General features: G+C 42.0%; 16 protein-coding genes. 1 reads left to right on the top strand and 15 read right to left on the bottom strand.

What is annotated here, in order from left to right; all coding sequences use genetic code 11:
- From K1X84_12630 to K1X84_12560, 15 genes are all read right to left on the bottom strand, one after another.
- Positions 1–566 (bottom strand): hypothetical protein (locus tag K1X84_12630; protein MBX7152481.1); only part of this gene is annotated, 566 nt, incomplete at its 3' end.
- Positions 567–783: 217 nt separating this feature from the next.
- A complete protein-coding gene (locus K1X84_12625) occupies positions 784–1992 on the bottom strand; it encodes a hypothetical protein (GenBank protein MBX7152480.1) in 1209 nt (402 codons plus the stop codon).
- Between the two features lie 51 nt (positions 1993–2043).
- Entirely contained in the window at positions 2044–5082 is a 3039-nt protein-coding gene (locus tag K1X84_12620; protein ID MBX7152479.1) for a fibronectin type III domain-containing protein, read from the bottom strand.
- Between the two features lie 102 nt (positions 5083–5184).
- Positions 5185–5634: a molybdenum cofactor biosynthesis protein MoaE gene (locus tag K1X84_12615; protein ID MBX7152478.1), complete on the bottom strand. Its 450-nt coding sequence runs from the start codon at positions 5632–5634 to the stop codon at positions 5185–5187.
- 23 nt (positions 5635–5657) lie between these two features.
- A complete protein-coding gene (locus K1X84_12610) occupies positions 5658–5903 on the bottom strand; it encodes a MoaD/ThiS family protein (protein MBX7152477.1) in 246 nt (81 codons plus the stop codon).
- The gene (locus K1X84_12605; protein ID MBX7152476.1) at positions 5900–11575 is read right to left on the bottom strand and encodes a hypothetical protein; all 5676 of its coding nucleotides are present in this window, start codon (positions 11573–11575) and stop codon (positions 5900–5902) included. Before K1X84_12605 ends, K1X84_12610 begins: the two co-directional genes overlap by 4 nt.
- Entirely contained in the window at positions 11572–11862 is a 291-nt protein-coding gene (locus K1X84_12600) for a SemiSWEET transporter (GenBank protein MBX7152475.1), read from the bottom strand. The genes K1X84_12605 and K1X84_12600 overlap by 4 nt, the downstream gene beginning before the upstream one ends.
- Positions 11863–11889: 27 nt before the next feature.
- Positions 11890–13671 carry an aspartate--tRNA ligase gene (gene aspS / locus K1X84_12595; protein MBX7152474.1) on the bottom strand — a complete coding sequence of 594 codons (1782 nt, stop codon included), beginning with the start codon at positions 13669–13671 and terminating at the stop codon, positions 11890–11892.
- Positions 13672–13750: 79 nt separating this feature from the next.
- A complete protein-coding gene (locus tag K1X84_12590; GenBank protein MBX7152473.1) occupies positions 13751–14803 on the bottom strand; it encodes an AgmX/PglI C-terminal domain-containing protein in 1053 nt (350 codons plus the stop codon).
- A 43-nt stretch (positions 14804–14846) separates the two neighbouring features.
- Positions 14847–15353 carry a biopolymer transporter ExbD gene (locus K1X84_12585; GenBank protein ID MBX7152472.1) on the bottom strand — a complete coding sequence of 169 codons (507 nt, stop codon included), beginning with the start codon at positions 15351–15353 and terminating at the stop codon, positions 14847–14849.
- 27 nt (positions 15354–15380) lie between these two features.
- Positions 15381–15944, bottom strand: a complete 564-nt coding sequence (locus tag K1X84_12580; GenBank protein MBX7152471.1) for a biopolymer transporter ExbD — start codon at positions 15942–15944, stop codon at positions 15381–15383.
- Between the two features lie 65 nt (positions 15945–16009).
- The gene (locus tag K1X84_12575; protein MBX7152470.1) at positions 16010–16843 is read right to left on the bottom strand and encodes a MotA/TolQ/ExbB proton channel family protein; all 834 of its coding nucleotides are present in this window, start codon (positions 16841–16843) and stop codon (positions 16010–16012) included.
- A gap of 243 nt (positions 16844–17086) precedes the next feature.
- Positions 17087–17563, bottom strand: a complete 477-nt coding sequence (locus K1X84_12570) for a hypothetical protein (protein MBX7152469.1) — start codon at positions 17561–17563, stop codon at positions 17087–17089.
- Between the two features lie 15 nt (positions 17564–17578).
- Positions 17579–22765, bottom strand: a complete 5187-nt coding sequence (locus K1X84_12565) for a tetratricopeptide repeat protein (protein MBX7152468.1) — start codon at positions 22763–22765, stop codon at positions 17579–17581.
- A gap of 47 nt (positions 22766–22812) precedes the next feature.
- The gene (locus K1X84_12560; GenBank protein MBX7152467.1) at positions 22813–25686 is read right to left on the bottom strand and encodes a tetratricopeptide repeat protein; all 2874 of its coding nucleotides are present in this window, start codon (positions 25684–25686) and stop codon (positions 22813–22815) included.
- A gap of 311 nt (positions 25687–25997) precedes the next feature.
- Here K1X84_12560 and K1X84_12555 point away from each other — a divergent pair.
- Positions 25998–26323: metal-dependent transcriptional regulator (locus K1X84_12555; protein MBX7152466.1), on the top strand; the 326-nt coding region annotated here is incomplete at its 3' end.

Genomic DNA, 26323 nt, shown 5'->3' with positions numbered 1-26323 from the left:
ACTATCCCGCCATCGTTGTAGATACCGCCGCCATAATCCGCCACATTGCTGTCAATGATCGAACGCATGATCGTCATATCGCCGCTGGTATAAATACCTCCACCGTAATCGCTGAGGTCTGCGTAATTGGAAAATAAAATACAGCTATCGAGATTGACTGTAGAGAAATCATTGTGAATAGCGCCGCCGTGTGTAAATCCTGTGGCAAATCCGTCTCTCAACATCAATTTTCGAATAGTGACGGTTACTCCTCCGGTGACAACAAATATTCTGCTGGATGAATTGCCGCTGACGGTAAGGTTGGCCGCGCCAAGCCCGATGATCGTTAAATTTTTATTGATCAGTATCTCGCCTGATGTCAGCGTAATGGTTTGTCCCGCTAATCCTGCATTGAATACGATCGTGTCTCCCGGCGCTGCTGATGAAACGGCGCTTCGCAGCGATCCAGCTCCAGTATTGTTGATATTGGTCACCGGTACCGATCCGGCTATCAGCCTGGATGAAATTAAAAATAAAAAAGTAACACCGGTAAGTAACACGTTTACTACATTGAAACGTTTGCGCATTTTCCAATCCTCTAAAGTTGGTATGTTCGATTATTGAAGAACCAATGTCAGTCGTGATTTCACTGGCCAGTTTGAAAACGCAAGGTATAGGTATAAGAAAAGGGGATGTTTGGGTCTATCGGGAAAATAGACAAAAGCCTTCGGGATGTCAAGATACTTTTTGATGTACAAAGCTAATAAAAAAGCAGATACCCTAAGAAGAGCATCTGCTTTAAAATCAAGGATTCGGGAAAGTCGGTGGCGCTCCTAAACCGGAATTACTATTACCGCTGCCACCGCTGCTGCCTAATAAAACAGCTGCACCAACGGCCGTCATGGCAATCGCACCTCCAACAACCCATTTGGTATTCGAGGCGCTGGTTTTGCGTTTTCCTCGTTCGCCGCGCGGCACAAGCGTCTCACGTAAATAACTCTTTGGTATAACCGTACCTTTATCCCCGGCTACCGAAGTTTTTGATTTTCCAATGCTGCTGCAATAATCACGTGCGGCTGCTTTATAAGCTGAAACAGTATCGGTTGAAGCCGTATCAACGCCCGGTTGGATATTAGTTAATTCTTTGATCAATACAACTGACGGTTCATAATCGGCAAAATAGTCCATACTCGTACATGCATACTCCAGAGCAAGCATTTTGTATGATTCATCTTTTTTATTGTGCCAGATCTTAACGCACACATCAGCCAATTCATGATAAACGCTGAAAAGATCGGCCGCCTCTGTCCGGTATTCAAGCGCTTTTAAATACGATTGATACGCTAATGTATCCAGATCTTGGACTTTTTGGATATTGGCTAAGTTTTTGTACGAAGTATATAAATCGTTATAAGTTTTTTGTCCCAACCTCATAGCTTTGATTCCATCTTCGAACCGACTGGCATTCGATTCATTCAACATTTCAAGATATCCAACTCTGTAATCGGCTGAAATATAAGTTTTATCCAATCCTGACACCTGATGGTACAATTGCGACGCCTGTTGCGTGTCCTGAGCGGCCATACGGACAACAATTAATTCCGAATACGCCGGTAAATAGGAGGGATCTTGTTCGATAATTTCACGCAAAACTGCTTCGCCCAATTCTTTACCGTTTTTGGTAAAATGAATGTTCTTGCCGTCTTCGTCTTTACCGGTAAACGTTAATTCACCGGATGATAAATAAATTTTCGCTAATTTGTATTTGATCGGAATAAGTCCCGGATTGTATGTCACAATATCTTCGTAAATAGCCCGGGCTTTCTCAACGTCGCCTTTCCTCATCAAATATTCTGCCACTTCATATTTATCAGCGACCGTCAACGCTGCGTAATCTTCGCCTTTCAAAAGGTTTTCCAGTTCAGGATCCTCTCCGAAAAACGATTGACTGGTGGTTCCGCAGGAAATTACAAACGCTAAAGCGGCCAATACGATCCATTGAATTTTAGACATAAATCCTAACCTCGTTAATAAAGGTAATCTGTAATATTATATTATATAATATCATTTCAGTAATAACATTTTCTTGGATTGAGTCAAATGTTTTCCGTCCAGGCTCAGATATTCCAGACGATAGACATAGATACCCGATGCAGCCGATCTGCCTAAAATATCTTTCCCATCCCATGTTTTATCGTAGACGCCGGTTTCTTTGAAGCCGTCTTCCAACGTCCGAACCTCATGCCCCAATACATTATAAACTTTCAACGACACACGGCCCTGTTTTGGAATAGCATACCGGATTTGGGTCGTCGGATTAAACGGATTGGGATAATTTTGCTTTAAACTGAATTCCTTGGGTAATTCAGAAATGGTTTCAAGGAATTTTTCGCCAACAAAGTTTTTCCGGCCAACAATGACTTTAAACATCGATACTCCGGATTCAGTTGGCACAAATTCAACGGCACTTCCATCAACAATACGATTACGCGTGATATCAAAAATCATAACAATATCGTTTTGATCATTGTTTTCGATATTAAAATTCAATTGTATCGGTACATTTTTCAGCGTAGACCTGACAAAAACATCCACGACATCCCCATCGCCGGACGAACGGTACATCTGGGTTAAACGTTTTCCGCTTTGTTCGAAATAAACGGAAATGTTATCGCCGACGGTTTCCGGTTCCGGCGCATTGTACGTATCAGGATTATTGGTTACAATTTTTGAAAAATAATTATACTCGTCACCGTACAGTATTTGATTTTTTTCTGTTCGCGCGCTGATCCGTAATCTGAATGACGGTTGGATTTCGAATTTTTTACTCAGCGAAATGCCGGTGGGGCGCATAACGATAATCGTATTTGTACTGGACCGGTTGTACAACGCATAACCGCCAAACGGATTCAGCGTAGTCACGACACCGCTCCACCCGGCCGCTTCTACGGAAGACCCATTGTATTGAATTGGACCATAAAACAGCGACTGATCGAGCGCTACAGGAATGGTAAATAAATAAGGATTGCCAATGATGTTCCATCCCGGGCGTAAAGTAATCGAAAAATCGGAAGTGGCATTACTCCGCCCGCTGCCCATCCGTACCAGCATCGTATCGCTGCCGATTTTATGTTTGAACCACACGCCACGCCCGTTAGCGATGGTACTCACTTCAGTCCCCGATTCATTATAAGCGGCCCATTGATCGCGGCTCAATCCGGGAAACAACGCACCGATATTTTTATTGTCCAGGTCAGCTGGTACCGATAATAAACGCCAGCGCAAATTAGGCATTCCTCCTGCATAGGCTGCACCGCTAACATCCGCGCTGGATACGGAACCGGCATATGTAACCGTCACGGACGCTGTATCGCTCCGTTTAACGTTTGATTTCGTATCGGTCGCCGCAATGAAATAAGCAACCCCATTACGTGTCACAGCAGCAGCAGGAATTTGCGCCGAAAATTGATTACCCGCTGCCGACATGGCTACGGAAGCAAATGATCCATTGCCCTCGCTGTAAAATAATTCCACCCCTAACACACCGATGTTGTCCGTCACTTGGCAAGAAACATCGATAACGGTATTTTCTCCGGTAGATGACAGAGCCGTAATATTGGAAATGACCGGTAATTGAGTATCCGAATTGACGCTTAATAAAAACGTATCCGCTACAGATGAATCGGCATCGGCGGCTGTTACAATCACGCGGCTTTGATGCGCGAAACCGGCATCAGCCGAAAGATAGAGTGAATCGTTTGAGACAATTGCGTTCACCCGTGCTGAATCAGCCTGAGCAGAATAATTTAATGTCGCGTCATCGTCATCCGTAAAAACGCTTCGAAGCAACCGATAATAAAATCTTACAAAACCTTGTTGTACTGATGTATCCGGAATACTTCGCACGATACGCGGTACAAAACTTGATGTCGTTGCATTCGCCGAATTAGAAAAACCTGAATTCCCAAAATTACCAACCGCCATCACACGATAATGATATTGAGTCTTAGAATTCAAACCGGTACTTGAATAACTGGTCGTCACATTACTTACCGAATCAATTTGAGAAAAATTCGTCCCATCCGCCGATCGGAAAATTCTGTAGCGCGTTTTCACGCCGGACGATGCATTCCATCCCAAATTAATTTGAGTTGGCGAAGCTGTCGTCGCCGTCAGGCTGCCAGGTACTCCCGGCGCAGTGCCGGTTATAGTAATTCTGATAGTCCTTCGCCTCAATGTAAGAGACGTCGCCACTGTATTCGTAACGTCACACGTATAAGTACCCGCATCACCTAGTTTGACTGAATCGATTGTAAAGGTGCTCTGCTGCGCCCCTGTGAGCGGGACTCCGTTTTTCTTCCATTGATATTGATTATTGACGCCACCAGCTGTCACAACCATGATCAATTGCACCGCTTCGTTTACCGTTGTATCGTTGTATGCACCGACACTGTCTTGAGGAGAATATGTGAAAACCGAATTCGGTCCTCCGATATTGGGCTCGATATCTTCAAACGTCAGGCGATTATTTTCTACTTTCAATTCGTTCAATGAAGACAAATTGCTCAGATTGGGTAAATCGATCAGCCGATTACTCTGAAGATTCAGTTTTTGAAGATTAGTTAACAATTGAAAAGATCCCGGTATCGAATCGGTAAATTGATTGTTAAAAAGATTGAGTTCAATTAAAATGCTCAGCTTCCCTATCGCGCTGGGAATAGTGCCTGAAAACTGGTTATTTTCCAATCCTAAACTTGTGAGATTGGTTAAATTTCCAAGCGTATCCGGAACGCTTCCATTCAATGCATTCCCATATAGTTGAAGCGAAGTTAGCCCTGTTAAATTACCAATAGCATCGGGCAAATTGCCTGACAATTGGTTATTGGAAAGATCCAATGACGTTACACGTCCGGCCGAAACCGTTACACCGTACCATGTACCAACCGCCGATGCCGAATTCCAATTCGTCCGATTTGTCCAACCCGGACCGTTGGTATTCGTGTACAAGCTGACAAGCGTCAGAGAATCCTGCTGAATAACTTGCCCGAAAAGCATCGAAGGAATACAAAGCAAAATTAAGAATCGGGTCACGGATTGCTTCATTTTGCCACCGCAAGGTTTAGGAGTGATCAAAAAATGCATTCAACAATAATGAGGGATCAACAAAGTAGGTGTGGGTAAACTTATACAAATTGACTTTGCATATCAAGATTTTTTTGGTTGATTTACGTCGTTCTTCCATTCTGCAAAGCCGTCGGCAAAATATTCTTTTTTCCAGACAGGAATTTTAGACTTGACCTCTTCCATGATGAACCGGCACGCGGTAAATGCTTCATGCCGATGCGCCGATGAAACGGCAACGATCACACTCGCTTCCGTCAGTTGTAAATATCCGATTCGGTGCTGGATTGCAACTTTTTGAATTCCCCATTCGGCCATGGCTTTTTTGCAGATATCACTTAATAACCGTTCGGCCATTTCGGGAAATCCGTGGTACTCGATTCCGTTTACCGGTCGTCCTTCAAACTCATTCCGCACTGTTCCAACAAACAGATCAACCGCTCCTGCCTCTTTGCAAACTACAAACTGATATAATTTCGTGACATCGACCGGTTCGTCCGAAATATCAATAAATATGTTGGACTCTTGAATCAAAAATTAAATCACTTTCTAATCGCTTACCCGCCGCTAACAGGTGGAATGATACTGATTTCATCGCCTTCCTTGATCACAATGGAATTTGGAACGTATTCTAAATTGATTGCAAGCCGGCTTAATTTCTGATAGGGCGACAATTGGGGAAACTCTTTCACAATACGATTCCAGAAATCATCACCGGTTGCCATAGCAGGTAACTCCATTTCCAAAACGTCTCGCCGAACAATATCCCGGCACATTGCAAAAAGCCGTACGCGAATTTTCATTGTACCCAGATTGTTTGATTGGTCGTGGTTCCAAAAACTTCAGGCGTATACATTTCTTCGGCTTTTGTCGTCGGAAGTTCAAACTGCCCGTACGTCGTCGCACGAACAAGATACGTATAGGTGTGAGTTCCTTTGGAAAAATAATCGGCAAACACGACGACACGATCATCACGCAATTCAGAATTATTGAAATCTCCCCAACTCCACCACCAGCGTTTTGAGCTGCCTGTTTTCTGAGCATATTGTCCGCTGGAAGTCGCCAAATTAACATTAATGGCTTCGAATCCGGCCGGAAGCGGATCGTCGACAACAACAAAATTCCTGTCCTGTGCCGAACTTATGGTCAACTTAACTTTATACATTTCGCCAGCTTTGAATCGACCGGACAAAACTATCTGGCCATTCATATCCTCAAAAGTTTTGGCGACCTTGATCCCTTCATCACGCGCTTTGATCGGCACACCGCTTTTCGGCGCGTACGTCATTCTAACTGTATAATACAACCTGCCATCTCCGGATTTTTTAAATTCAAGCGGCAACGGCGTTTCTTTTCTGAGATTAGCCAGAGTCAATTCAGCGCGCGCATTTTTTGTTGTACGACCTTGATACATCTCATTCAAAATTTCTTTGCTGTCCAACAGGACTTGCGATGAGAAATTGGGAATCGTTTTTTCAAAAATACTGAAGTATGTTCCGAGTGACCAAAACACATACGCATTTTCCTGTGTTGTTCTCCATCGTCCGAGTTTGCGTTCCTGCAGAATATATTGAACGACTTTTTCGGCCCATGGGACGTTTTCACCGTCCATTTCAAGAAAGACCTGTAACACAGCGGCCGTCGTGCGTATATTGGAATGGAATGTCCATTCCATACCCGATTCATTCGGTTCCTCAAAATGAGCCGTGACCGACGCCATCTTAATTGAATTAGTAATATTACGTTTCAATTCCTCGATCATGGCCTGATTGCCGCGTCCTTTATAAATAGCGCCGAGCAACATCGCTCTCGCATACAAAGGCATCTCATCACGGCGTTGAAAATATAATTCAGCTGTCGGCGCATCATAATAGCCGTTTTCAGCAAGCATATTCAATGCGAATGCATTCGTCGTATGCCAATACGCTAATCCATACCGATCAATTTTTGGATTGCGTACCAAGGTTTTGAGATAATTCAAGCCGCGATTGAAGCAATCATCATTGATGTAAAATCCTTTTTCACGCGCTTTGTTCAATGCAAACATAGCATAGACTGAAACGTATGGCGACTCATAGTCACTCCCAGGCCAATAACTGAAACCGCCATTGTAAGTCTGGTACCGTGGAACTTCATCAACATAATTCTGAATGACTTGTTCGATGTTGTTGCCGCCCTCTTTGAACGCTGGAAGATTAAATGCTTTCACAACGTCACCAAATAAAATAATCGGTAAGGCCCGTGATGTTTTTTGCTCCAGACATCCATAAGGATAATCGAATAAATATTGAACGCTTCCATCTAGTTCAGCCAGCGCCGTCGAAGCCGTTTGAACCTCCAAACCGCCAAAGTCTTCGAAAATATCTTTGGGCACGATCACTTCTTCACGATGATCGCTTAAACTGCTTCCATTGAGTGCAACAGTTTCAGTATAGGATGGCACCCGGAGAGGAATTTTCACTTCGACGCCATCCGTCAGATCATTCATGACAGCTTTGAACGTAAAGGTTCCCGTTTTATTTTCCGTAACTTTAAATTTATATCTTACTTCCTCCGCGCCGCCCTTCTTAATTGTAATTTCACGCTGCGGCTGGTCGGATAAACTGACACCATCCATTGATGCAAAAATTTTCACCGTTCCGTCTTTGTCAGAATAATTATGCACCAGCACACCCGCTTCAACATCATCGCCGACCCGAGCAAATCGCGGAAGTGCCGGACGCAGCATCAGTTGTTTACTGACCGTAATGTCTTTGGCCGCACTGCCAAACTGCGACGTTGTCGTATGGGCGACGGCAATAATCCGAAATCCGGTCAGATTCTCGGGTAATTGGAAACGTACTTTCGCACGACCATTGGCATCGGTCATTATTGAAGGGCTCCAATACACGCAAGATTTGAAATTACTGCGTACGGCGATTGCCTGATAAGAAGCCTCGTCGCCGCCGCCGCCAACCCCGCCTTTTTCTTTCAAATCTTTGCTTACAATCTGATCCAGAACATACCGCCGGTTTTCTGAAGTCGTCACCGCAAGATCGCGGGCTTTATAAAAATGGTCGAACGGCTGAGGCGTTTGATAATTGACCAGATTCAGCACGCCAATATCTTCGACATACAAACTTACTTCGGATAATTTTCCACGGCTTTGATGATCTTGCACTGTAACATCAACGTCAACCCATTCGTTCGGCGAAAATTTTTCTTTGTTAGGCTTAACAGCAACTTTGAGTTTATTCTCTTCGGCATTTACGGCCAATTGAACATAACCGATTTTAAAGCTGGGTTTTCCAAGATCTTCGAGACGCTCCGCTGTAGGCATCGACGTGCGTCCTTGAATCAGCATAACTGAAATGAACGCATTCGGGATCATATCTTTCGTGACAGGAACTTCTACTAAACTGGCGTTACCTTTCAGGTCGAACGTCTTATGCCATAAAACGCCTTCACGCTCAACCGTCACCATCGCACGGGTTTTTGAATAGGGTGACTTCACCAATATTTTTGCGGTTTCGCCGGGATTGTAATTTGTTTTATTGGCCACGAGATCGATATAGTCGCCGTTATCCATTCGCCAGCCTGCATAATCTGCACCGGTAACATACACATAGCATGAGGAGACAATCGAATTGCCCAGATCATCTTTTCCAGTGGCTATGATCCTGTAATAACCGGTCGTTTTAGGTGCAATAAGTTGGGTAACTGGATCTTTTCCTGATTGAATGGTCATACGGGCTTCGACAGAGTCTTTTACCGAGGACGACCACTGAAACGACCCGTCACTGGTTTTTTCACGAACGGAAATCCATTCACGATGAACTACATCAATATCGATTTTTTTTCCTTGCAGTTTTTCGCCATTTTCAGTCACGGCAATTGCATCGATAGAAAATGGTTCACCCATGGTCATAAATGTTGTAGACGGTTTAACTCCAATGTAATACTGCCCGGCATGAACCGTGATATTCTTTCGTCCGCTTACAACCTGGCGATTCTTATCCTGAATGGTGCCTTCGATGACTAAATTGGACGTTTCGGATTTACCGGCATTATTGAGCGGAAGAGCGATTTTTAATAATCCTCGCTCATTCAATTTTTCAGTACCGCTCGCCAGAACCGATGCATAGCTACTTTCCTGGTAATAATTATAGTAATCATAATCGGATGAAGAACCAAAAAAGTACCCGTCATAACCTTGAGGTTCAAAATAACTTTTCGACCGTGTCACACTCCATTGAATTTCGGTATTCGACACCGGCGCCCCAAAAAGATAATGTCCGTCCAATGTCGCTTCGAATTTCTCACCCCACACATAATCATTCTTCTTACTCTGTACCGTTACTTCTGTTTCCACCGGCTTGAATTCCTGAACCTGGAAACTTTCGGATGCAATTTGTTGCCCATCTTGCAATTGAATGCTATAATAGCCCAACGGAGCGTTCGGATCGATATCGTACGACATATCAAATGCGCCGAATTCACTCAGCATAATATCTTTTGACCAGATTTCTTCATACGATGGATTTTTGATAATTATTTTAACGGAACGTTCGCTGCCCTCAAGAAGGCTCCATGCTCCCTGATGAATTTTTCTGGCAAGACCTTTGACATATATTTTATCACCGGGGCGATAGATTCCTTGATTAGTAAAAAGAAAACCGGATACCTCATCCTCTTCACGAACACGCCAACTGATCGGAAGCCTGAAACGATAAAGTTCAATAGTTGAATTCGATGATGTGAAAGCTTTCTGATCGCCTTTCATCGCAAAAATCCATTGAGTCGGCTCGTTCCATTCATTCGACGGCGTAATACCGAGCGGACCCCATCCCGGAGTTTGAGCAAAACCATTTTCATCACTCTGACCGCTCCATTTCACCTGGCCATTATCGTCTCTGATTTCTAAAAAGGCCCCCGAAACCGGCGCGCCATCTTTTAACGAAGTCAGGTAAATCAGATTATTTAGCCTCGAATATTTTGCCGTAATACCAATATCGGTAATCTGTACGATAGCTCTCCTCGGTCTGTCCCAGGTTTCATGCTGCAATTCAATCAAAATCGCTCCGCTTTTATCAGCGCCCAACGCTTCATCCAATTTAATCGGAATCAATTGTTGTTGGTTTTTCGCAACCGGCGGGGTACCGGATCGTTGGTATGACCACTGATTATAATCGATCGTTTCCGCCCACTCGAAATTTTGGTTGACTGCACGGATCAGATCGTTTTGCATCAGCTTACCCAAACGCAACGTTACAGTTTTCGGATTTAATACCGATACGTTCAGATCGTGACTTAAATACGATTCGATCACGTGACTGCCGGTTGGGAAGTAAACATTAGGCTCGTAGTCACCTGTTTGAAAGCTGCGCACCACGTCTTGTCCCAGAGTATTGCCATGAATATCCTTCATGCTTCCGTCAAAACGAATTTCATATCGCGTCTGTGGTTTCAATTCAGCATAAATAACAGCCGAGTATTCATCGTCCCAATAAGATTCATAAACATCGCGAATTTCAGCCGCAGGTTTGAATGACAAATGGTCCCGTAAATCTTCAGCGTTAATTTTATTGCTGAATTTAATTTTGATGGGATAGGTTGGATACTCCGGCGCTGTTAAGTATTGAAATTCAAACGTGCCATAAGTCGTGAAGCTCAGCTTTTTGTTTTCAACAGTTCCTAAATTACCAATAGCTCCTTTAAGACCTGCCCGTATATTTAATTCATAGTCCGTCGACATACTCAGTTTCTGTACCGGGACAATTTTCAACAAACGCCCTAAAATATCCGGGCTTGACTGTGATCGGGAATATTCTTCATCATAATAATAACCGTAATTATAGCGATCGAGGTAATCACGTATTTCAACCGAATCAGGAGTATCAATGCGGATCGATACTTTTTGGTTAGTCGAAGCATTGAACAAATCTATTTTTTCTTTGGCGCTGGCCAATGATATTTTTTGATTGAATAACAAATAAATGGTAGGAGAAAGATCAATTTCTTTGGAATTGTCCTGTATACTGGATCTGATAAATTTTGGCCGCAATGTTTCAAATGACCATTGATACGATTGAGCCAGTCGCTCACCATCAAGCGATTTAACCGTATTGGGAACAGTTACATTAAATCGTGATGCCAAGGGCAGCGTATCGGTCGGAATGAAAGCCAATGTATTCGTACCCATCCAGCGATATTTTCCTTTGACGGAAGGCTCGATTACAAGCGGTCCGGTACCATCTCCCTCAGGTAAAGACTGCAGCGGTACCATCGTTTTACTGAAGACCACTACAACCGCATAAAACTGATCCATATCGTCAACCAGACCGTTCGGAGTGGCCGACAAAACTTTGAGCCCTCCTGAAAATACGCTACGATTTTGGCCCTGCATGGAATCAGGCGTACAGCTATTAAACTGTAAAAAACCGACAACAATGATAACAGCCGATATTACCGAACTCCACAACCAAATTCGTTTCATAAATCCTCACCACGTTGCTGCTTGATTGAAAATCGTCTGCCGTAGTTTATTTTAATGAGCACTAACGCCAGATTAAAGAAAATGGAAAAAAGATTGGCTAAAATGATTGCTACATCACCCAAAAAAATTCCGTACATGAGCCATAACGACATACCACATAATAACACAATTGGTTGAATCAATGAAACATCGTCGACGCTTTTGGTCCGATAACTGCGAATGACTTGAGGAATAAATCCAATCGTTGTCAAAAATCCACCCGCCAGTCCGAAATACATGATATCCATAATTCTTTAAAATTGAGTTCAAGAAAATCAATTCTTTTTATCATCGATCTTAATATGTAATTCACGTAGCTGCTTATCGTCAACCACCGAGGGTGCGTTGTCCATAAGGGACACGGCGCTATTCGTCTTTGGAAATGCAATCACATCGCGAATTGATTTTTTTCCGATTAATAAAGCTGCAAGCCGGTCAAACCCCAATGCAATACCACCGTGGGGCGGAACGCCATATTCAAAAGCCTGCAAAAGAAAACCGAATTTTAGTTCCCTTTCTTCTTGCGTCAATTTAAGTGCATCGAACATTTTATTTTGAATGTCTTTTTGATAAATACGGATGCTGCCGCCTCCCACTTCAGTACCGTTAAGTACTAAATCATACGCTTTGGCCCTGACGCGTCCCGGGTCGGTATCCATAAACTCCAGGTCGGTATCCATCGGCGCTGTAAAAGGATGATGCATAGCGATAAACCGCTTCTCCTCTTCATCAAATTCATACAACGGAAAATCAACAACCCATAACAACTCAAATTTCGAATCATCCATCAGCCCGAGTTCTTCGGCTAATTTTAGCCGAAGATCGCCCAGAGCCGATTGCACTACTTTTTGCGAATCCGCTACAATTAATAATACATCCCCGATCTGAGCACCGGCGGCGTCGACAATCGCTTTTAATTGATCAGGATTCAAAAATTTGGCAATCGATGATGTAATGCCACTGGTTTCAACCTTGATTGTTGCAACTCCTTTTGCGCCGTATGATTTGACAAACTCCGTAACTTCATCGATTTTTTTTCGAGAAAAAGTGCCCGCTTCACCGCTAACTTTAATACCGGCAACAGCGCCGTCTTTTCGTGACAAAGCTTCCTGAAATACTTTAAATTCGGAATGGATAACCAGTTCATTGATATAAAAAATTTTCATATCAAAACGTAAATCCGGTTTGTCATTTCCATAAAATCGCATGGAATCGCTATAGCTCATTCGTTTAAGCGGTAACGAAATTTTAAGATTTTTCAATTCAGAAAAAATCTTCGCCATCAGCAATTCGACGTTCTTCATGACATCTTCACGATCGACAAATGCCATCTCAACATCAACTTGAGTGAATTCAGGCTGCCGATCAGCTCTCAAATCTTCATCACGAAAACATTTAACAATCTGAAAATAGCGATCCATTCCTGCAACCATCAATAATTGCTTATAAATTTGAGGAGACTGAGGTAGAGCGTAAAATTTACCGGCGTGGACGCGACTTGGAACAAGGTAATCCCGAGCGCCTTCCGGTGTACTTTTCATTAAAACCGGCGTCTCAATTTCGGCAAAACCTTCGCCAGAAAAGAAATTTCTGACGGTTTGTGCCAACGCGTGACGGAACAAAAGAGCTTGCTGCATCGCCGGTCTGCGCAAGTCGAGATAGCGGTATTGCAGTCGCAGATCCTCATCAAGTTTTAAATCTTCATTTAAAGCAAACGGCGGTGTTTTAGCACGCGTAAGGATATCAAGTTTTTCAGCGACAACTTCGATCTCACCTGTCAATAAATTTTTATTGACGTTATTTGAATCACGTGTAACTACTTTACCCGTAACACGAATGACGAACTCACTACGAAGTTCCTTAGCCATTTCATAAATGTTCTGATCCGGGTTAAAAACAATTTGAGTAATTCCATAACGATCGCGGAGATCAATAAAAATGATCCCTCCGAGATCGCGCCGGCGATGCACCCAGCCGGCAATTGTAACAGTTTCTCCGGTCATAGCCGGAATTAATTCTCCACAGGTATGGGTACGGTTAGCCGTTGAAAGTGTCATGAATCAATATACTCCATAAATATAAAAAAACCGTCCCGATGCCTCGAGACGGTTTGTAAGAAACTATGATTACAAAAAATTACTTTGTGAACACAAAGGTTTGATTGACGGTAATCATACCTTTTTTACCTCTCGGGAAGCTCCAGCCGCGGATCTTATTTTGAACGCATTGAGAAACCGCGCTACCTACAGAATTGCTGGTTACTGTGACGCCAGCAACTTTGCCTGCCGGATTAATTTTGATCTGAACGCTCAATTTGCCTTTTAGGCTTGGATCTTTTTTCAATTCTTTGGTATAACAGGAATTGACTGCAGCAGCATTCTGATCGATTACACCTTGAATGTCACCTGCAGAAACATTGCCGCCGCCGCCGGATACTGAAGCTTTACCAACACCGATAAGACCGCTACCTGCTGCGCCACCGATTACTGATACACCACCAGTTCCGCTGAGCTCAGTAGTCAATTCATCGATACCAGCACCCCCTCCAACAGTCCCGCCAGCGCCTAATACTGATTTTTCGCCGGCAGCGCCTGTAGCATCGCCGATACCGCCTAATTGTCCAAGAACATTATCAAGACCTGTAGATGAACCGCTGAAATCCACGGCAGCATACTTGCCACCCGATCCTCCCGTCGCACCGGCAACGGCCAATACGCCACGGCCTGCGGCAGCCTTAGCGGCTTTGCCTGCACGCGCTTGAGCAGCCGCTTTAGCTTGGGCCGCCTTATCGGCTTTTCCAACATTACCTGTCGGAGCCTTCACGGTTGCTGTTGCAGTCGCATTTTCGTCATTTTTTTCTTCTTCCTTAGGCTTATCGATCTCTTCAAGAAGCTTAGGATCAACTTTCATAACATTACCCAATTTCTTGAGTAATCGATTATCAATTTGGGTTGCTGCAGGTGGTTTCGGACGAGTAGCCATATAAATAAGTGGCCCGTATACTAAAAACAAACTAATAAAGAAAACCGAAATAATACGCTTGTCCATTGATTTCCAAAAGTCTTTTTGGAATTCTTTTGGAAATGCAACAATACGTACTTCTCGCGCCCCCGCAGAGGCTCTTCCACCAGGAGGCACGGCTGTCGCTGACAGCTTTCTGTTTTTGATATCATGGTTTAAGATATTCATTGCAGACCTCCTTTTAAAGCCTGTTGAATTAGGATAATTTTCATTACATAACCTCGCCCATATTGGCTTGATTTCCCATCAGCCGAAGATTGGAAAATTGATTACGACCGCAAGTCACGACAACCTTTAATAAAACATTAAAAGGCATGTGTTGGTCACCATATACTATCAACTCTCTTTTGAATTCAATCCCAAACTTGGCTTCTAGATCAAGGGCTTTTGACGCTTCTTCATCCAATTTGACTGCAAGTTCTTCGATCACAAAACTATTTTTTTGAGCCAAAACTTTATCGATCTCAGCAATTGGTTCTTTATTGAAGAAAACGTGACCCGCAGAAACTGCCACAACCAATGATTTTTTAGGCTTATTTTTTGTCAAAATCTTAGGAGGCTGGAGGCCTTCAGCTTTGGTAGCCAGAGATCCTTCAGTTGAAAAAGACATCAGCAAGAACAAGAGCATGATAGTAAGCATGTCCATCATGGAGTTCATATTTAACGTGCCTTCTTCTTTACGCATATTCTTTTTTGCGGCAGAAGGTTTAAATGCCATAGTTTCTCCTTAAAAGCATAGATTCGATTACAAAATCAATTTTCCAACACCAATGTTTACAAACCAAGGCTCCTTGACTGTTGCTCCAGTAGAAGGATCGCGCAACTCTTTTTCAGCCGAAATAGTAATAATATCCATCGCGGTTACTATTTCCTGATATTCCACAGCGTCTTCCGCTGTTATAATAATCACGCGTTCGTCTTCAAAACCTTTCCCAGAAATAGCCTTAGTCAGTTCCTTAATCTTTTTTTCAAGGCCAGTGAAATCGTGTTTCCCATTAACCTTCGGTAAAGTCGGTCCGCCGCCGGCTTCTCCGGACAACACAGCCGCATTACCAGCGATCGTCATACCTTTTTCAGTAATGACTAATTTCAATCCGACTTTGGGTTTTTCGGGTTCTTTTTGCTCAGAACTGCCGCCGCCACCGCCTCCTAAAGGCGGAAGATTAAGGGCAATATAAGTATTCTTAACAAATTGAGAGCAACTAAGTAATAATGGAATCAAAATACACATCATGTTCATGATGGGACGTAAATCCAGTTCGGTACTCTCAACCTTAACGGTACGTCTTGCAGATGGTTTAAATGCCATGGTTCAATCCTTTGGCTATAATTTTATGCATCAATGCTGTCAAAAATCACTCAACAAGATACCGATTAACGATTTCCGGTCATCAAGTTGATCAATTTCACCATGTGCTCATCCATTTCATCAATGATCTTACCTGTTTTAGTAGTGATAATCGTATAGACAATGATACACGGAATAGCAATACTTAATCCCCAAATCGTCGTTTGCATTGCAGCAGAAATACCGCTAGCAAGCAATAACGCTTTTTTATCTTCTGGCAAAGCCGGGTTACCGACGGCAGCGAAGGACAAGATCAGACCGTATACCGTACCCATCAGCCCGAGAAGAGTCGAAACGTTACTTAACATAGCTAAGTAACCTGCGCGTTCGGTAAGTTTAGGAATAATTTCTAACGTACCTTCGTCCACTGCATTTTGAATGGCACGAAAATCCAATGGACCGCCTTCTTTTTCAACAGCGCGTTTCAAGCCTGCCATAACAACTGATGGAAGCGCTTTGTCTTTGGCTGTTTCGCACAGCGCGATCGCTTTTTTCAAATTGCCACCGGCAACGAGTTTACGAATTTCAGCCATAAATTTCGGAGCGTCGACATTGGAACGAACAAAAATGAAATATAAACGTTCAACCATGATGGATATCGCAAACACGCCGCACAAAGCTATGAGCCACATGTACATATTACCATCAGCTTCCCATTTGAACGAGAAGAAAAACTGCTGAAAGAACAACGCAACGCCTGATTGTGTTTCAGTCGGAGCCGCGGCACCTTCCGTGCCGGCATCCTGAAGTAATATAATATTGCTAGCAATTGCATTGTCAGAAGTTATTACACTCACTGCAACGGTCAACGTCAGCACACCTAGTGCCAAACCCATCAACTTTACCATGATGCTTTTCATGAATAAAATCCTCCTGTTAATGTTCAAATGGAATGAAAGACAAAGTCTATTTAAATTGAAATTTTATTATAGTGGTCTCAGCACAACTAACAACAACGCGACAATCGTAATTAGACAAAAGAACAGAGTTGTATTGTTCAAATAAAAATGTAGATGCAAGGTATGAATAAAAATGCACAGTTAATATATAAACATTTTCTTTAAATGCAAGAAGTTTTTAGGCAACTATTTCCAAAAATACAATCAATTACGTTTTCGTTTGATAATTTCATCAATTTCTTTCTTGTCAATTTTTTCACGATCTAAAAATTTCGTCTTATCGACAAAAAGAAGATCCAAGTAGCGCCGTTTAATATCTTTTTCATAAGATTTTTGACCAATAACCTTTTCAATTTGAGGGGCGACACGTGATTGGAATAATGAAACCCCAGGGCCTTCTGCTTTTCCCCGAATCGTTGTCTTAAGAAAAATGGTCACAAGGTCACCGGTAGGTTTATAATACACGGCAAGAATGGGGCCTTTAGGTCCCTCCTCTTCTCGAACATCATAAAATCTGGCATCGGGTGGCCTTTGAGTAGTGACCTCAACGACAATTTCATTCCCCTGATCGTCAAAAATAGTTTCCATATCAGGGTGCTTAATCTCTTGCTGTGCGGTTAGCGGCGCATTAAGAATCAATGCGGCCATTAAGACGAATATTGACAAAAACAATTTATACATGCAATACTCCTTCACTTATTTCGCCTTTACAACACGGCCGCGTAAAAATAAAGTATTTTTTAAGGCTTCATTGCGTGGCAGAGCTGGCTCAGCAAATTCCGCTGTTGCATCTTCGACTTCGGTCACTTCCAGCAATATACGCACGCCATGATGTTCTTTAGACGATTCCATATCTTTAAGTACGAACGCTAATACGTTTTTACCCTGAATAAAGTTTTCCGGGAAAAGGTCAGTTATTTCTAACGAATCTCCCCTCGCATCTTCCTTCTCAGCCAGAGCTGTTCCGATAAAACCACCATTCATATAGAATTCATAATATCCATCGGAAGCCACATAAAGTTTACCGCCTTGAGGACTACCTGCAATATTGAATTTTATTCTGAAGTAAACGACACGGGACGTATCGAGGATTTTTTGAATTTCAATATCGGAATACACTTTCCTAACAGACGAATCCTGGACAACATAGGCGTTAGCTAAACGAGCTTTGCTATAAAACGATTGCGTACTATCCGACAATGTCGAATCATTCGTAGACTCATCCGTCTTCAGCGAATCACCTTGTTGCAATGAATCTACCGGAGGAATTTCAATGGGCGTTTCTTCTTTGGGCTCTATGGGCTCAGGCAATTTCGGCGTATTAAATTTTTGTCCTAGCCCAATCCACATCGGGTATGCTTCGTTTTTATCTAAAACGTAATGTGGAACGATTTCATCTTTCGGCGGTGCAGCGGAGGGATACCAGCCTGCATCGTTAAAACCGGAAGTTTGCCAAGACTCAGTGGTCCTATTATAAGATAACCAATCTGTGTAATTCGATGCATACACTTTTGTCACCGACTTCAACTTCAAAAGCTTGGCATAATAAGCATCATATTTACCAAGAAGCGCCAAGAGCCGTTTTGCGGCAACACTATTTGTTTTAGCGACTTGTTGTTGCGCGTCATCAGGATCGGGTTCAAGGGTTATAACATTAAGATCCGTTGCCGAATTGTAAGCCTCTTCCAAAACACCTTTTGCATTTTCACGAGCAAATGTGATCACTTGATTGTAAGTGGCACTCGCTTCGCTGTAATATGCAAAAGCATCGTTACTTTCATTGGCATAATATATAGCTTCATACCGTTTGTAATAATAATCTGAAGTATCGGCTTCGTCGTAATTTGATTTTGCAAATTCATACGCAAAATTAAACATCTCTCTTTGAAGAACGCGAGCATCTTCATTGAACATGCCTTTTTCTTTGGCATTATCGACAGCCGCTGAATATGCTTTAATTGCCTGTTGGCCGATTGGTTGTGCATACTGCGACATGTAAGTATTCATTTCAATCGGTATATCATAGAAGACATCATAAAAGCCTTTACGCGTTTTAGGGTCAACCCAATTTTCTCCACCGGCTACAACCGCTCTGTATTGCGTTGATTGTTCACGATAACGTTCCATAACCGTAAAAGCTAATTTGCCCAATTCATTCGGAACTATACCAGTAAGCCGAATAATATTGCGCCGGCATTCTGCTGTATACTTATCGTCAATATTCAACGAATCGGCTTCGGTTACTGAAGCTTCATATGCTTTGATAGCATCGTTCGCCGCATCAGAAATAACTTTCATGCCCAATAGCTTTTCTGAAATGTATTCAGGTGTTCCGTACTCAAAAGTCGTCGGGGCAGCAAGAAACGCGTCCATAACCAATTTTTTGGAATTGGCCGTCGCATACAAAATGCGTGAAATTTTTGATTTGGCCAAATCCCGGTATTTGATAGCCAGTTCTTTAGCTGCAGCAAGCGATAAATCTTTATCCTTAGCTGTTTTACCTTCAATCGTCCACTTGATCACAAGATCAGCTGAATCAGGACTATTTGGATACTTAGCTCGAACTGAATCAGCTATTTTCTTCTCGTCTTCAATAAATTTATTATAGGCTTTATCTAAGAATGCCCAGCCGTTTCGATATTCGTCGACGGCTCCGCGATATGCAGCAGCGGCACCTTGATACACATCACGTTGAGCAATTACTTGCTTTACATAATCTTTCTCTTGTTTAAACTCCTTGTTCTGTAAAGCATCCCCGAATTCTTCGCGTACAAGTCCCCGATAATAAGTGGCTTCATAGGTGCGAATTTGACCGTAGCCAGTAATGTCTTCATATAACTGAATCAATTCTTTGACGAGCGACAGTTTTTGGTCTTCTTTTTGATCAACATTGGGTAGCTTCAACTGAAGTTTAGAAAAATCTTCGTATTTAATCTTGGCTAATTCGTATACGGCTTCTGAGGCAAAATATTTATTAAAATCTAATTTAAGATTCTTCAGTTCATCGCTCTTTTTCTTAGCATCATTAAACGCGACGATAGCGTCGGTTCGTCTTCCTTTACGAAGATGGTTTACGCCGATATCATATAATGCCTTCACATTACGTTTGTCCGTAGGATAGGTGTTAGCGAATTCCCGATATTTTTGAAATGCTTTTTCTTCATCGTTCACAAGGAAGTATAAATTGGCAATGCCAAAATCAATGTCTGTCGCGTATTGGGATTTGGGATACCGCTTTACAAATTTTTCACTAAGACGAATCGCTTCGTAGTTCAACGACTTGGCGTTTGTCGAATCACCCTCTTCAGTGGCTTGTTTAGCGGCCTGTTCCAGATAATACTCACTATTATATAATACTATCTCAGCAGTCAACGCTCCGTTGTTTTCATTGAATTCCGGATAGGCGTCGGCCAATCGTTCACCGGTTCTCGCTGCCGATCGGTAATCACGCATTTCTGCATATAAGTAGTGGGCATTGTAGGCTGATGCCGGTGCAAATTTCTGCTTAGGAAATGTATCAACATAGGTTTCATAAACTTTAATTGCGCGTTTTAGCTCTTTGGACGATTGATATTGTTGGCCAGAATTATATAACGCGCCACTTACATCTTCTACCTTGGCATAATTAAGTCTCCGTCCTTCGCTATAAGCACGTTCAAATTCGCGAGCAGCTTTGGCACTTTCTTTCCGTTCTTCAAATTGCTGGGCGTGCTTGAATATTGAAACAAATATCGTTTTTACAGCTTCATCTTTTTGATCCACGGATGAGTTCGGACTCTCGTAAATCTTGCGTGCAACAATTTCTGAACTTCTATAATCTTTCCGGATATAATACGCATTCATCAAATACTTCTGCGACAGTTGCGCTTTCGGATGATTGGGATACCGAGTCAAAACGGTGTTAAAAAATTGATTGGCACGAGCGTAATCGTTGTGATTAAAATAAATTTCACCTGCATAGGCGAGAAAATCAGGCGTTTGTTTTCCTGGTACGCCCATGACCGGTTTTTCCTTATCGAGTGAATCAACGGGATATTTGCTAAGCGTATCGGGAAACAGACGAGCGTAATTATTAATAGCATCAATTAATTTTTCTTCACCCGATGTCAATGCTATTACACTGTCTCCGGGAGCATTGACAGGTTTCCTGTAAGGAGCCATTTTATATAGCGAATCGGCTATTTGATAAGCATCAATGGATGCGCGATACCGGTATTGGTCGTAAGGATAGTTGTTAGCCACTTTTAAATACTCTTCGTACGACGAGTCTAACAACCCGAAAAAGTGATATTGTATATACGCTAAGTTGTAATGGAAGAAATATGCAAAAGTATCAACAGGAAAATAGGATATGAACTGTTTGCTATAATCCATAGATATTTTCCAGTTGTTCATATCATTGGTGGTCTGGGCTTCCCCGTAAAAATATAATATGTTGTCAACTAAAACGTCACGCGCCATGCGGTTACCTCGCCGGACAACTTCTTTATCCGCTACGGCATTAGACCATTCGCTATTGGGTTTATACGCTTCGTAGAGTTGAAAACGATGAGCCAATACACTATCTAATATAGTTTTCGCTACTCCTTTATCCAGCGATTGAGCCGATAAACGTTCATAAGTGTTGACAATTTTATATTGAGCATCCGGAGCTCGCCAATACAATGGATAGGTTTCCAATAAGGTATTATAAGCACTCAATGCCAGTGTATCTTTTTGTTCAAGATTGTAGGATTCAGCCAACTGCCACATGATGTCTGGCGCATAACGCTTTTCCATCAACTTGGCATCATTGATATATTGTTTGATTAGTTTATACCCGCCATCATTCGTTCCTTGAGCCAGATCGATCTGTTCAGCCCAACGATTAAAGCTGATACCTATATAAATGATCGCTTCAACATCTAATTCCTGATACTCATAATTGTGTGTACGTGCTGAATCGACGTCATCAACAAGGTAAGTAAAATAGCTGATGGCCTGCGGGTAGTCGCCAAGCCGATAATAAGTCCACGCTAACTTATAAATCGCCTCTTGAAATCTGGTCGATTGAGGATAATCCAAAACTTTCTGATAATTTTTTATGGCTTTTTGAAGATCGGCATCCCCACCGCGTCCGAAATAATATTCTCCAATACGATTATAGGCTTCCGGTGCATATTTACTATCTGGAAATCGTACGGCAAGATCCTGGTAAACTTTCAGGGCTTCTTTTTGCTTACGATCACCTTCTTGAGCCCATCGGCCGTTGGCGTTAGGATCATTAAGCTCACGGAATTTCAGTTGCTTACCTTCTTGCTCTTTGATGTAGCCGATATTATACATTGCATCAACCACATACGGACTCTCAGGAAATTTATCAACCAGTTCTTGGTAAGTTTTCAAAATTTCACTGAAATCACGTTCGGGATCAGGCAGCAATTCTACCGCGGGCAATTGATTGATGGCATCTTCAATATCGGCGTCTTTTTTGCCTTCAGCTATCAATTGTTGACGCAGTGTTTCTTTTTTACGATCCCATTCGACAACTCGAATATTATTTTCAGCTGCAATAGAATCGCTGGCTACTTGAAAATTATCGTTCGATACATCAAACAAGTATTCGGCCCTTTGTAGCAACACTAAAGCTGTCGTAGCCGAACTTGCATTTGAAGATTTTTCAAGATAGTCTTTACTCTGTTTAAGACCTTGATCCAACAATTGAAGACGTTCGCCTTCGAGCTTATTTTTCTGCGCTTCAAGATCTTGTTTTAATTTCAGAAGATCTTCACTTGAAACTTTTTCCAATGAAGCGTCGGATTTTGAGTTTTTACCGTCCTGTGCATATAAAAGCTGCACCATCATCAACAGCATCACCACAAGCGCTTTGGTAAAAATTTTCATAATGCTTCCCGCTTATTTTTTAAAATGACATTTTTAACAATTTTAACTCAAGCTGCAACAAAAGAGTATTTGCGAGGGCAAACCAACTCTTCCATTACCGAACAACGATTGGGGTCATTAAGCGCATCCCGATAAATGTATAAAGCCATTTCACCGCCATTATCAACACTTTCATCAACATCTTCTTCCGATTTTTCTTCGTTCTGCTTCTCGCCGTTCGTGCTATCAGCATCCGATTGGAATTCTTCCGTTCCGTTTGAAATCGAGTCCATTGGAGCATGATTTACCGAATCAATCTCGGTCGCTGCAGTACTGTCAGAGGTGGTTTCTTCGGTAGTTTTGTTATCATTCTGCTGTTTATTACTAATCCGAGCACTATCGGATATGGTCACTACTTCCGGAACAATGTCTTTATAATCATACGGATCATCGTCGGGTTTTTCAGTATCTTTAATCAAAAAGTATTGTTGTTCAAAAAATTGCTTTTGAGAGCTGCGCATTTCCCGCAATTCTTTCTCACGGATCTCGCGTTCTTTAAGTTTGATTTCCTGTTCAAGAACTGCGATCTGATGCTCATAATTTTTCTTACGTTCGGCCAGGATCTTATCGATTTGTGCTATAGCCCGGCCCATATCATCAATAGTTTCGGTTTTAGTTGTATTAATAACATATGTGATGTTATTACGTCCATAAGCCGCAAAATCGCCCCACAAATCCAAGTCAGCATAATTTTCAATATTATCTTGGGCCGTCATCCATACTTCATAATCTGCAAGTTGATAGTAAAAATCTGCAAGTTTGTTTCGTTCTGTCTTAAGCTTTATAATCGCATTCTTATTATTTTTTGCCTGAGCTTCTTCCATCAATCGATCTATTTCAGCTAATTGGTCCTGCACTTGTTGTTTCTCACGAGTCAGTTTTTCTCTCAAAATTGCATAAGCACGGTTTCGAGAATCAATCTCGCTTAATAAACGGGGCAGATTATTTTGCGAGAAATAACTTTGTGTTTGAAATGTCGAATAATCATCCAGAACAACCTCATTCATCTCGCCACCGAGCTGATCGGCAAGCGATTTGACGGATTGGTCGACGCTACCACTGTCGAGCGCCGTCTTGGAATTATATCCGACAACTGTTTCCAGATCCGTGGCCGTTTTATTTAATTCCTGAGTTAACGCCTTTATGGCTTTCTGATCATTTTTTGCCTCAGCGTTTTTCAAACGTTGTTCCGCAACTTTAAGCTTACCGACTAATCCAGAAACTACTTCGAAATAAAAACTGGAACGTCCGCTGGCTTTTGACGCTTTGTTAAAGCCGTTGTCTCGAAGGGCAATCTTCAACATTCTCGACATGATGTTGTAGCGATTATATAAAATGCTGTCCCGTCGGAAACTCGCCGATTGTTTGGCTTCATCCAATTGATCTAATACACGATAAATAGAATCTCTTTCTGATACAAATTGATCGGCCAAATATTTCGCTTCCATCGAGTTTGCAACATAGTTGTATGCTTCAACAGAGTAGAGTTCTCGATCTTTATCGGATAAGAGTGGGTCAAGCACGTGAACATTGCCTAAAAGCGTTTTGGCTTCAAAAACAAAATCAGAAGATGGAAAATTACGTACCAGGGAATCAACGTAAATTTTAGCTGTATCGATGTTGTTATCTTTGAAATAAGCCCAGGCGGCTACCAACAACGCCGCATCAAAATATTCCGATTCGGAACTCAGACGATCGACTTGAGGCATAACCGCACGCGCCTTTAATCCATTGACGGATTGTTCATAGCGGATGTATGCAATTTTTAATTTTGCTAAATCGGTTATCCTGCGTTGAATATCTAAATCATAAATTTTAACATTTGTTTTGGGCTTAATGACTTGTTCTAAGGTTTCAACTGCCGTCTCATATACATCCTGATTAGCTTGGCAATTGGCAATTCCATATAATGCCGGGATATAATACATCGACGTGGCCGGTATTTCGCTCAAAATAGTAATGGCACGAGAATAATCGGACGTACGAACATTGGTTATACCCGCAAGATAAGTTAATTCGTAGTATTTATTTTCGGATCCAACTTTCTTACCTACTTTTGTCTGGTACTCACCGTAATAGCGATCCATTTTATTCCGGCTTGTCTCGACATAGGCCATGCGGATTAATTTAGTAAGCGCCCTTTCGGCGAACTTGGAATCGGGATAATCCTTAGTAATTTTTGCGAACTGAGTTTCCGCATTCTCATAATCACCCATATAGAAATAGCACTCGCCTAAATAAAAGCACACGTCATCCCATTGTGTAAAATAAGGTTTGTAACCTTCGAGTATATCCTCAAATTCTAACGCCGCTGTTCGATAAACTCCTTGCAAATATCGCTTGAAAGCAATATCCAATTGCATTCCCAACAAAGTCGAGTTATCGGTTGGTTGACTCACTTTTAAGATTTGATTCCGCAATGAAACAATTCCAAGCCGTGTCAGTTCAAATTCTTCGCCATAAATCCTTTCATACTCAGTGTGCAGATCCACAAGTGCCTCGGCGTCTTTTAATTCCCCGGTCTGCGCTTTAACTGAGCGTGCTTCAACGATTTTTAACGAAATATCATTGAGTTGTTTTTTGAGTTCGTCTTTTTTTTCAGTGGAAGCCAGCGCAGTTTTCCATTCCTGTTCGATATCTTTAGACAACGTCCCCTTGCTTTTGCGGTTTTTCAAATCTTTCACCACTACCTGAATGAGATCGTATAGATATTGCTCATTGTAAATGTAACGATAAGCAAAACTAGCGCTCAGATAACTGCTATATTTCTTGGCCTCGTCGTTGTAGTCTTTCTGTACTTCCTTCGAAGGTTTTTGGGCGTGCAAACTTTCTCCCGTCAACCACACCGTCAAAAACAACACGATCGAAACCGCAATTTTCATATAATCCTCTGCATTTCGTTGAAAGAAAAAAGAAAGGCGTTCATGAATGAAGAATAATGGTGATTGAGTCTTGATTAATTTATAAAGTTTTTTAATGAAGTCAAGTTAATTTATAGGTTTACAAAAAGTAACAACTAAAAATTGTATGAAAGTTCTGCACTGCGGATGGACAATTTCTTATGCAAAGAGTTATGCAATTTGTATAAGCATTCGATCAATTAAATTTTAAAAAAATATTATTGACTTTTGTATAGTAAACTTTTATTTTTAGGCATGCCTAAATTTTATTTTAGATATAATAAATATGTCGGATGAAAAACAGGTCAACAGAAGATTATTTAAAAAAAATTTTTGGACTAAGCCGTAAAATTGACAAAGTTACTACTTCAGCCATTGCAGAAAGTATGAACATCTCTTCGGCTTCCGTCACGGATATGATTAAAAAGCTATCCGACCTCGATTTTCTGTCCTATACTCCTTATCACGGCGTTCGCCTTACTAAAAAAGGAGAAAAGCTTGCCTTGAAAGTTATTCGCAGACATCGCCTTCTGGAATTATTCTTAGTTGAAGCGCTTCATTTCTCATGGGACAAAGTGCATGAAGAGGCTGACCGGCTTGAACATGTTATCTCAGAAGA

It is taken from the genome of bacterium, assembly GCA_019695335.1.
Classification (GTDB): domain Bacteria; phylum CLD3; class CLD3; order SB21; family SB21; genus JABWBZ01.
Note: the sequence above shows the minus strand (reverse complement) of the source record. Positions and strands in the feature narration are given on the sequence as shown.

Coding starts and splice junctions, on each gene's coding strand:
- K1X84_12620 (MBX7152479.1), bottom strand. CDS start 5,082: ATGAAGCAATCCGTGACCCGATTCTTAATTTTGCTTTGTATTCCTTCG.
- aspS (MBX7152474.1), bottom strand. CDS start 13,671: ATGACACTTTCAACGGCTAACCGTACCCATACCTGTGGAGAATTAATT.
- K1X84_12610 (MBX7152477.1), bottom strand. CDS start 5,903: ATGAAAATTCGCGTACGGCTTTTTGCAATGTGCCGGGATATTGTTCGG.
- K1X84_12600 (MBX7152475.1), bottom strand. CDS start 11,862: ATGGATATCATGTATTTCGGACTGGCGGGTGGATTTTTGACAACGATT.
- K1X84_12590 (MBX7152473.1), bottom strand. CDS start 14,803: ATGAATATCTTAAACCATGATATCAAAAACAGAAAGCTGTCAGCGACA.
- K1X84_12585 (MBX7152472.1), bottom strand. CDS start 15,353: ATGGCATTTAAACCTTCTGCCGCAAAAAAGAATATGCGTAAAGAAGAA.
- K1X84_12560 (MBX7152467.1), bottom strand. CDS start 25,686: ATGAAAATTGCGGTTTCGATCGTGTTGTTTTTGACGGTGTGGTTGACG.
- K1X84_12565 (MBX7152468.1), bottom strand. CDS start 22,765: ATGAAAATTTTTACCAAAGCGCTTGTGGTGATGCTGTTGATGATGGTG.
- K1X84_12605 (MBX7152476.1), bottom strand. CDS start 11,575: ATGAAACGAATTTGGTTGTGGAGTTCGGTAATATCGGCTGTTATCATT.
- K1X84_12625 (MBX7152480.1), bottom strand. CDS start 1,992: ATGTCTAAAATTCAATGGATCGTATTGGCCGCTTTAGCGTTTGTAATT.
- K1X84_12570 (MBX7152469.1), bottom strand. CDS start 17,563: ATGTATAAATTGTTTTTGTCAATATTCGTCTTAATGGCCGCATTGATT.
- K1X84_12580 (MBX7152471.1), bottom strand. CDS start 15,944: ATGGCATTTAAACCATCTGCAAGACGTACCGTTAAGGTTGAGAGTACC.
- K1X84_12575 (MBX7152470.1), bottom strand. CDS start 16,843: ATGAAAAGCATCATGGTAAAGTTGATGGGTTTGGCACTAGGTGTGCTG.